The sequence below is a fragment of the Actinoplanes sp. NPDC051343 genome (assembly GCF_044455125.1).
GTDB lineage: Bacteria > Actinomycetota > Actinomycetes > Mycobacteriales > Micromonosporaceae > Actinoplanes.
In genome coordinates this window covers 343,450-352,369 of record NZ_JBITEL010000011.1, presented here as the reverse complement: position 1 = coordinate 352,369, position 8,920 = coordinate 343,450, and the positions used below count along the sequence as shown (strand labels likewise).

The following is an 8,920-nucleotide window of genomic DNA, read 5'->3' as shown; positions in this document are numbered from 1 at the left end:
CAATACCGCACCCGTCTGATCGACGGCTACCTCACCGGAACAGGTCTATCTCCACCAACACCGACCAGACCCTGACCGCGAAAGATGTCTAGTGCGCTGACCAGTAACTTTGACCGGGTTGGCGACATGCCGGGTCGTATGCCGGGTTCGGGGGTGTACCGGACTCATTCTGGATCTACGGGGTGAGTCGAGATGCGTGATGTCTGTACCTGTCAGAGCCCGCCGCCCCATCCAGACGAGGGTCAATACCTGCTACAGCTGGTCCGGCGGGGCCGTCAAGAATCCATCCGAGTACGCCGCGCTCTGATGATCCTGGCATCGTCGTCTGGGACGCCGGTGCCGGCGATCGCCCGGCTGGTCGCCGCCGACGAGGACACCGTCCGCGACGTGGTCCACGCGTTCAACCAGCGAGGGCTCGCCGCGCTGGACCCTCACTGGGCGGGCGGGGCGCCCCGCCGCATCAGTGACGACGACGTCGCGTTCATCCTGGCCACGGCCCGCACGCGTCCCAAAAAACTCGGACTGCCGTTCACCCACTTCAGCATCCGCAAACTCGCCGCCTACCTGCAAGGACGCTACGGCCGTCACGACCGACGACAGGCGCCGGCACGGCAGATCGGCATCCAGCGCGAACGGCTACGGCAGATCCTCACCGGCCATGACATCACCTTCCAACGCACCCGGACCTGGAAGGAATCCACCGATCCGGACTACGAGTCCAAACTGGACCGCATCGAACAGGTCACCACCGAGTTCTTCGGACGGTGTTTCGCGTTCGACCAGTTCGGGCCGCTGTCGATCCGCCCCTGCCACGGCACCTGCTGGGCCGCCCGCAACCACCCCGACCGGCTACGCGCCACCTACAAACGCACCCACGGGATCCGCTACTTCCACGGCTGCTACGACCTGGCGAACGACAAGCTGTGGGGTGTGCTGCGCCGCCGCAAAGGCGGCGATCACACCCTCGCAGCGCTCAAGACGATCCGCGCCGCCCGGCCAGACGCCGCGCCGATCTACGTCATCCTGGACAACCTGTCCGCGAACAAAACCCCCACCATCCGGGCCTGGGCGACCCGTCACAAGGTCGAACTGTGCCTCACCCCGACCAGCACCTTGTGGGCCGATCCGATCGAAGCCCAGTTCGGGCCACTGCGCATGTTCACCATGGCCAACTCGGACTATCCGAACCACGTCGTGCTGGCCCGCGACATGTAGGCGTACCTGCGCTGGCGCAACGCCAACGCCCGGCACCCCGACGTGATCCTCGCGCAACGCCGCGAACGCGCCCGCATCCGCAGCGAACGCCAACAACGCTGGGGCCGCCCGCGGCCGAAAGCAGCCTGACCCATCACACTCGCCGTCCTCGTTGGCGCCGCCCTGGTACATCTGAGTCCATGCCGACGCCGAGCGCCGCCGCCGATCGCACGAGGCCCGTGGTCCTAGTCCATGGCCTGTGGCACCAGCCGGGGCACTTCGACGAAGTTGCGCGGCGGCTCCGGCACGCAGGCGTGGAGGTTTCGGTCCCGGAGCTGCATCGCGGGTCGTTGGCCGCCGACACCGCCGCCGTGCAGCAGCTCGTTGACACCATGAGCCGACCACCGATCGTCCTCGGCCATTCCTATGGCGGCTCCGTGATCACCGGCCTGACCGCAATCGTCCACTTAGTCTACGTAGCCGCCTTCGTGCCCACCGAACACGAAAGCGCCGCTGCCCTGGGCGGACCACACCTCATCGACACCATCGTCCGCCGACGCGCCGACGGGCGCACCGAACTCGACCCCGTCGGCGCGATGTCCACCCTCTACGGCGACTGCACACCAGGCGACGCCGCCCGAGCCGTCGCTCTGCTACGGCCACAAGCTCCGGGACACGGCCGAGGCATTCCAGAGCGGGCGGCGTGGCACATCGTTCCCTCCACCTATGTCGTCTGCACCGACGACCACGCCATCGACCCGGCCATACAACAACGGCTCGCCACCCGCTGCGCAACGATCCTGAGCTGGGCAACCAGCCACTCACCATTCTGCAGCAGACCGGAACTCGTCGTTGAACTCCTAACGGATCTTGTCCGCCGTCAGCCAACGACAATCTGACCCGCAACCCGCTCCCAAACCCCACCGGTCGCCAGCCCACGAACCCGGTGAACGTTCGTGGTCAGCGCACTAGGCTCCGGGGACTCCGGCCGTCGCCGCTCAGGTCTTCGAGCATCCGCACGATCTGGGCCATGCCGGCCTTCATCTCCGCCGCGTCCGCCTTGTGCTCGGCGTAATGCCGCACCTGTATCTCCCTGAAGCCCCGCATGTCCAGCTGCATCCCCCGCATGTCCAGCTGCATCCCCCGCATCTCGAGTTGCATCCCCTGCATCTCCACCTGCATTTCGAGCTGTGTCTCGCGCAAGGCGGTGAGAACCCGGCCGTGCCCCCTCAACTCGGCGCGGACGTCGGCTGCCTCGCGGTCTGCCCCGGCGGCCAGTTCGCGTGCGGCGGCGCCTTCCTGCCGCACGACGGCCAGGTCGGCTTCGATCGCGGAAACCCGCTGCTCAAGATCTTTGGGGCTGCTCATGGGAGGAGTATTTCGCATCCGGCGGGTCGGCCGCGAGGTCGGATCCGCGGCTGTGGACAACCGGGTAGAGTGCGAGGCGCCGGGTCACGGGAGGCGCAAACCCGCCGGCGCGCACCACCCCGCTAAGACCGGTTTCCCTCGCCGGCCGTTCATTTCGGCTGCGCTGTTCGAGGGAGACAACCCATGGCCCGACCCATCACGCTCTTCACCGGCCAGTGGGCCGACCTGCCGTTCGAGAAGGTCTGTCAGCTCGCTTCCGAGTGGGGCTACGACGGCCTAGAGATCGCCTGCTGGGGCGACCACTTCGAGGTCGACCGCGCGCTCGGCGAGCCCGGCTACATCGATCGCAAGCGCGAGATGCTCCAGAAACACAACCTTCAGGTCTTCGCGATCTCCAACCATCTCGTCGGTCAGGCGGTTTGCGACCACCCGATCGACGAGCGTCATCACGACATTCTGCCGGCGGCGGTGTGGGGCGACGGCGACCCGGAGGGCGTACGTCAACGGGCCGCCGAGCGCATGAAGGACACCGCGCGTGCCGCGGCCGCTCTCGGGGTTTCGACAGTCGTCGGCTTCACCGGTTCGTCGATCTGGCACACCGTGGCGATGTTCCCGCCGGTGCCCGAGTCCATGATCGAGCGCGGCTACCAGGACTTCGCCGACCGCTGGAACCCGATCCTCGACGTCTTCGACGAGGTGGGCGTGCGCTTCGCGCACGAGGTGCATCCGAGCGAGATCGCGTACGACTACTGGACCACCCGCCGCACCTTGGACGCGATCGGCAACCGGGCCGCCTTCGGGCTCAACTGGGACCCGTCGCACTTCGTCTGGCAGGACCTCGACCCGGTCAACTTCATCCTCGAGTTCCGCGACGTGATCTGCCACGTGGACTGCAAGGACGCGAAGGTCCGTACCGGCGACGGCCGCCGCGGCCGGCTCAGCTCGCACCTGCCCTGGGCCGATCTGCGCCGCGGCTGGGACTTCGTCTCGACCGGGCACGGCGACGTGCCGTGGGAGGACTGCTTCCGGGCGCTCAACGCGATCGGCTACGACGGTCCGATCTCGATCGAATGGGAGGACGCCGGCATGGACCGGCTGGTCGGCGCGCCGGAGGCGCTTGATTTCGTACGCCGGTTGGCGTTCGACGCACCGCAGGCGGCCTTTGACGCCGCGTTTTCATCGAAGATCGAGTGACTTTTGCGTCCCGAGACAAAAGTTTGGCGATAATTCGAGAAAGGTCTAGACGGGGCTGACGGAACGCGCCTAGTGTGACCGGCACAACAGCGCTCCGTAAGGGGTGATCGTGCTCCCCGTTGATGCTCCCTACCTGCGAATTCTGCGGCTGCTCCGCGACCAGGGCCCGGTGTCGAGGGCCGAGCTGGGCGACCGGCTCGACCTGACCCGGCCCCGCCTGCTGGCCGAAGTGGATCGTCTCGTCGCCGCCGGTCTCATCGCCGAGGCCGGTCTGGCGGCGTCCCGCGGCGGCCGGCGGTCCACGCTGGTCGAGCTGCACCCGGGGCTCCGGTTCGCGGCCGTCGACCTGGGTGCCAGCTCGATCGACGTCGAGGTGGTGAACGGCCGGCTCGAACCGCTGGCCGCCTATCAGGAGCCGGCCGACATCCGGTCCGGACCCAAGGTGATCCTCCAGCGGGTCGGCGAACTGCTGGCCAAGGCGAAGATCGACGGGGCGTACGAGCGGCTCGACGGCGTCGGCATCGGGGTGCCGGGGCCGGTCAGTTTCCGCGACGGCGTACCGGTGTCGCCGCCGATCATGCCGGGCTGGGACCGCTACCCGGTCCGCGAGGTGCTGGCCCACGAGCACGGCTGCCCGGCCGTGGTCGACAACGACGTCAACATCATGGCGATCGGGGAACGGCACGGCGGGGTCGCCCACTCGGTCGACGACTTCCTGTTCGTCAAGATCGGTACGGGCATCGGCTGCGGCATCCACCTGGCCGGCTCGGTCTACCGGGGGGTCGACGGCTGCGCGGGCGACATCGGGCACATCCAGGTCGACGCGGCCGGGCCGGTCTGCTCGTGCGGCAACACCGGCTGCCTGGAGGCGATCTTCAGCGGCTCGGCGCTGGCCCGCGACGCGCTGGCGGCGGCCCGCTCGGGGGATTCTCCGGCGCTCGCCGAGAGGCTGGCGGCGGCGACCCGGGCCGAGAGCCCCGCGAAGCCGCTGCTGATCACCGCCCGGGACGTCGCCGACGGCGCCGCCGAGGGCGATGTCACCTGCATCAAGCTGATCCGCGACGGCGGCCGCCGGGTCGGCGGGGTGCTGGCGACGCTGGTCTCGTTCGCCAACCCTTCGATGATCGTCATCGGGGGAGGGTTGGCCCAGCTCGGTCACGTCCTACTGGCCGAGATCCGCAGCGTGGTCTACCGGCGGTCGCTCCCGCTCGCCACCGGCAACCTCCCGGTGGTGCTCTCCGAGCTGGGCGGCCGCGCCGGGGTGACCGGCGCGGCCGTGCTGGCCAGCGACGCGGCCTTCGAGCAGGCAGCATGAGCGCCGACGGCCGGCGGCAAGAAACCGGCGGAATCGGCGTCGCAGGGACGGCCGGCCGCACGGGTGCCGCAGGGAACGCCGACGGCAAGGGCATCGCGGACGAGGCCGACGGCAAGGGCATCGCGGACGAGGCCGGCAGCAAGGGCATCGCGGACGAGGCCGGCAGCACGAGCACCGCGGGAGAGGCCGGCAGCACGACTGCCGCAGGGGTGGCTGGCGGCGTGGGCGCCGCGGGAGAGGCCGGCGGCATGAGTGCCGGGGAGAACGGCGGCGGCGCGGGCGGGGTTGTCGGCGGCGACGAGGTTGTTCTCCGACTTACCGACGTGGTGAAGACGTTTCCCGGGGTGCGGGCGCTCGACGGGGTTCAGCTGGAAGTGCGGGCCGGCGAGGTGCACTGCCTGCTCGGGCAGAACGGTGCCGGCAAGTCGACGCTGATCAAGGTGCTGGCCGGGGTGCACCATGCTGACGCGGGCGAGATCAGCTGGCTCGGCGAGCCGTTCGCGCCGGCGTCGCCGCAGGCTGCCATGCGGGCCGGCATCGCCACCATCTATCAGGAGCTTGACCTGGTCGACGACCTGTCGGTCGCCGACAACGCGTTCCTCGGGCGGGAGGAGTCCCGGCTCGGCTTCACCCGGCGGCGGTCCACCGCGGCGCGTACGAAAGCGATTTTGAGCCGTCTCGGCCACGCCGAGATCCCACCCGGTCGGCTGGTCCGCACCCTCCCCGCGGCCGGCAAGCAGATCGTCAGCATGGCCCGTGCGCTCTCGCACGACGCCCGGCTGATCGTCATGGACGAGCCCAGCGCCGTGCTCGCCCATGACGAGGTGGGCAACCTGTTCCGCATCATCCGGGAGATGACCGCGCAGGGCATCGCGGTCATCTACATCTCGCACCGGCTGGCCGAGATCCGCGAGATCGGCGACCGGGTGACCGTGCTCAAGGACGGCCGCACGACCGCGGCCGGCCTTCCGGCCCGCAGCACCTCGACCCGGGAGCTGGTCGGCCGGATGACCGGCCGCAACATCGAGTACGTCTTCCCGCCGCGCCCGGAAGCGAGCGACGCCGAACCGATCCTGACCGTCAAGAGCCTGACGCGGGCGAACGAGTTCTCCGATGTGGACCTGACCGTCGCTCCGGGCGAGATCGTCGGCATCGCCGGGCTGGTCGGCTCGGGCCGTTCCGAGCTGCTGGAGACGATCTACGGGGCGCGCCGTCCCGACGCGGGCACGATCACGCTCGACGGTAGGCGGATCCGCAGCACCAAGGGGGCCGTCAGGAGCGGCATGGGCATGGCGCCCGAGGAGCGCAAGAGTCAGGCGTTGCTGCTCGACCAGCCGGTCTACAAGAACATGACGCTGGCGTCGTTCACCGATTTCGGCCGTGCCGGGTTCACCGACGCGGGCGGTGAGCGGAAGGCCGCCCAGGTCACCGCCGACCGCCTCGATCTGCGGCCGCGCGACGTGGGCCGGGCCGTGCGCACGCTGTCGGGCGGCAACCAGCAGAAGGTGGTCGTCGGCCGCTGGCTCCTCAAGGATCAGAAGATCCTCCTGCTCGACGAACCCACCCGCGGCGTCGATGTGGGTGCCCGGGCCGAGCTTTACCAGGTCATCCGTGCGCTGGCCGAGGACGGCGTCGGCGTGCTGCTGGTCTCCAGCGAAGTACCGGAGGTGCTCGGCCTGGCCGACCGCGTGCTGGTGATGCGCGAGGGCCGGATCGTCCATCGGGCTCCGGCCACTGAACTCGACGAGGACACGGTGCTCGACCTCGTCATGGCGGGGTCGCTCCTACAAAGCGAAGGTGAGCCGGCATGACGACCATGGCTCAATTGAAGAGAAGAGACGAGAACAGCCTGCGCAACCTCGGCCTGGTCGGCGTGCTGGCCGTTCTGGTGATCATCGGCGCGGTGACCCGCCCCGACCTCTACGGCAACGCGTCCTGGGTCGGCAACAACGTCTCGACGATCCTGCAGCAGGCGTCGGCGATCGGCGTGGTCACGGTCGGCATGACCTTCGTGATCATCGGCGGTGGCATCGACCTCTCGGTCGGGGCCATCATCGCGCTGGCCGGGGTGTGGTCGACGACGCTGGCGACGCAGAGTTACGGCGCGGTCGGGATGATCTTCACCGCGCTGGTGGTCGGCGTGGCCGTCGGGCTGGTCAACGGCTTGCTCATCTCGTACGGAAAGCTCGTGCCTTTCATCGCCACCCTGGCGATGATGGTCTCCGCGCGTGGCCTCGCCGCGCAGATCTCCGGCAAGCAGACCCAGGTCTCGGCGAACGCCGCCATCAACGACATCTCCACGACCAAGCTGCTGGGCCTGCCGCTGCTGGTGTGGATTCTCGTGGTGGTCGTCGCGGCCGGCTGGGTGCTGCTCAACCGCACGACGTTCGGCCGGCGCACGGTCGCGGTCGGCGGCAACCCGGAGGCGGCCCGGCTGGCCGGCATCAACGTCAAATTCCACACCGTGCTTCTGTACGCGATCTCCGGCCTGTGCTGCGGGCTCGGCGCGATCATGCTGACCTCGCAGGCGACCAGCGCCCAGGCCGCGATGGCCAACCTCTACGAACTGGACGCGATCGCCGCGGCGATCATCGGCGGCACGCTGCTCTCGGGCGGCCGCGGCACCATCGTCGGCGCCCTCTTCGGGGTGCTGGTGTTCTCCACGATCACGAACCTGTTCGCGATCAACAACCTCTCCACCGAGGTCCAGAACATGGTCAAGGGCGGCATCATCGTCGCCGCCGTTCTGGTCCAGCAGTTCCGTTACCGGTCCCTGACCAACCTTCTCAAGCGTTAGGACCAGCGATGACCGTTCTGTCGAGAAGAAACCTTCTACGCGGAGGGGCGGCGGTCAGCGCCGGCGCCCTGCTCACCGCCTGCACCAGCAACGACCCCCAGAACACCGCCCAGGTCAAGGCCGGGACCAGCGACAACCCGAACGCCGCGGCGGGCCAGAAGGTCGTCATCGGCTTCTCGGCGCCGGCCGCCGACCACGGGTGGATCGCCGCGATCACCAACAACGCCAAGGCGCAGGCCGCCGCGTACCCCGATGTGGAGCTGAAGCTGGTCGAAGCCGGCGCCGACGCGGCGGCGCAACGCGCCGCGATCTCCACGCTCGTGGCCCAGAAACCGACCGTGATCGTGATGCTGCCCTACGACGGCAAGGAGCTGGACGCGGCCGGGTTGCAGGCCATGCAGGCCGGCATCCCGGTGGTCAACCTCGACCGGGCGTTCCCGTCCCGGGGCGCCTTCCGGCTGCAGATCAAGGGCGACAACTACGGCATGGGCCTGGCCGCCGGCACCTACGTCGGCGACCAGCTCAAGGCCAAGGGCGTCAGCAGCCCGATCATCGGGGAGATCCCCGGCATCGACTCGCTCGAGCTCACCCAGGAGCGCAGTCAGGGCTTCAAGGACGCGCTCAACCGCTACGGCTTCAAGGTGGCCAACCGGCGCCCGGCCGAGTTCACCGCCGACTCCGGCCAGGCCGCGGCGACCGCGCTGCTGCAGGCGCTGCCCAAGATGGACGCGATGTGGAACCACGACGACGACCAGGGCATCGGCGTGCTGGCCGCGATCAAGCAGGCCAACCGCAGCGAGTTCTTCATGGTTGGCGGGGCCGGTTCCAAGGCCGCGATCGACGCCATCTCGGCCGGCAACAGCGTGCTCAAGGCGACCGTCACGTACAGCCCGTCGATGGCCTCCTCGGCGATCTCGCTGGCCCGGCTGATCGGGCAGGGCAAGGGCATGAGCGACCTGGTCGAGCTGCAGGTTCCGAAGGAGATAACGCTCGCGTCGGAGACGATCACCAAGGACAACGCCGCCAAGTACGCCAAGACCGGCTTCTAGGAG

Annotated in this window: 7 protein-coding genes and 1 pseudogene; 7 read left to right on the top strand and 1 reads right to left on the bottom strand. The window is 68.9% G+C overall.

All coding sequences use genetic code 11. The features are described 5' to 3' along the window. The first annotated feature begins 199 nt into the window (after positions 1 to 199). A pseudogene (locus ACIA5C_RS33785) lies at positions 200 to 1,344 on the top strand (IS630 family transposase). 50 nt (positions 1,345 to 1,394) lie between these two features. After that, positions 1,395 to 2,093, top strand: coding sequence for an alpha/beta hydrolase (locus ACIA5C_RS33780; RefSeq protein WP_396062271.1), 699 nt, complete (start codon positions 1,395 to 1,397; stop codon positions 2,091 to 2,093). 61 nt (positions 2,094 to 2,154) lie between these two features. Here ACIA5C_RS33780 and ACIA5C_RS33775 read toward each other — a convergent pair whose 3' ends face one another. Then, the gene (locus ACIA5C_RS33775; RefSeq protein WP_396062269.1) at positions 2,155 to 2,562 is read right to left on the bottom strand and encodes a hypothetical protein; all 408 of its coding nucleotides are present in this window, start codon (positions 2,560 to 2,562) and stop codon (positions 2,155 to 2,157) included. 183 nt (positions 2,563 to 2,745) lie between these two features. On the opposite strand from ACIA5C_RS33775, the gene ACIA5C_RS33770 reads away from it, so the two are divergent. The 5 genes from ACIA5C_RS33770 to ACIA5C_RS33750 all read left to right on the top strand — a co-directional run bounded on the left by ACIA5C_RS33770 (position 2,746) and on the right by ACIA5C_RS33750 (position 8,917). Further along, the gene (locus tag ACIA5C_RS33770; RefSeq protein WP_396062267.1) at positions 2,746 to 3,756 is read left to right on the top strand and encodes a sugar phosphate isomerase/epimerase family protein; all 1,011 of its coding nucleotides are present in this window, start codon (positions 2,746 to 2,748) and stop codon (positions 3,754 to 3,756) included. Positions 3,757 to 3,859: 103 nt separating this feature from the next. Then, positions 3,860 to 5,071: an ROK family protein gene (locus ACIA5C_RS33765; RefSeq protein ID WP_396062265.1), complete on the top strand. Its 1,212-nt coding sequence runs from the start codon at positions 3,860 to 3,862 to the stop codon at positions 5,069 to 5,071. A 248-nt stretch (positions 5,072 to 5,319) separates the two neighbouring features. After that, on the top strand, positions 5,320 to 6,882 hold the full coding sequence (locus ACIA5C_RS33760) for a sugar ABC transporter ATP-binding protein (RefSeq protein ID WP_396062294.1): 1,563 nt from the start codon (positions 5,320 to 5,322) through the stop codon (positions 6,880 to 6,882). Further along, positions 6,879 to 7,868 carry an ABC transporter permease gene (locus ACIA5C_RS33755; RefSeq protein ID WP_396062263.1) on the top strand — a complete coding sequence of 330 codons (990 nt, stop codon included), beginning with the start codon at positions 6,879 to 6,881 and terminating at the stop codon, positions 7,866 to 7,868. Before ACIA5C_RS33760 ends, ACIA5C_RS33755 begins: the two co-directional genes overlap by 4 nt. Before the next feature lie 8 nt (positions 7,869 to 7,876). Continuing rightward, entirely contained in the window at positions 7,877 to 8,917 is a 1,041-nt protein-coding gene (locus ACIA5C_RS33750; RefSeq protein WP_396062261.1) for a substrate-binding domain-containing protein, read from the top strand. Positions 8,918 to 8,920 lie beyond the last annotated feature (3 nt).

What these genes read in the sequence shown, in the direction of transcription:
- ACIA5C_RS33780 (WP_396062271.1), top strand. Translation starts at nt 1,395, where the DNA reads ATGCCGACGCCGAGCGCCGCCGCCGATCGCACGAGGCCCGTGGTCCTA.
- ACIA5C_RS33775 (WP_396062269.1), bottom strand. Translation starts at nt 2,562, where the DNA reads ATGAGCAGCCCCAAAGATCTTGAGCAGCGGGTTTCCGCGATCGAAGCC.
- ACIA5C_RS33770 (WP_396062267.1), top strand. Translation starts at nt 2,746, where the DNA reads ATGGCCCGACCCATCACGCTCTTCACCGGCCAGTGGGCCGACCTGCCG.
- ACIA5C_RS33760 (WP_396062294.1), top strand. Translation starts at nt 5,320, where the DNA reads ATGAGTGCCGGGGAGAACGGCGGCGGCGCGGGCGGGGTTGTCGGCGGC.
- ACIA5C_RS33755 (WP_396062263.1), top strand. Translation starts at nt 6,879, where the DNA reads ATGACGACCATGGCTCAATTGAAGAGAAGAGACGAGAACAGCCTGCGC.
- ACIA5C_RS33750 (WP_396062261.1), top strand. Translation starts at nt 7,877, where the DNA reads ATGACCGTTCTGTCGAGAAGAAACCTTCTACGCGGAGGGGCGGCGGTC.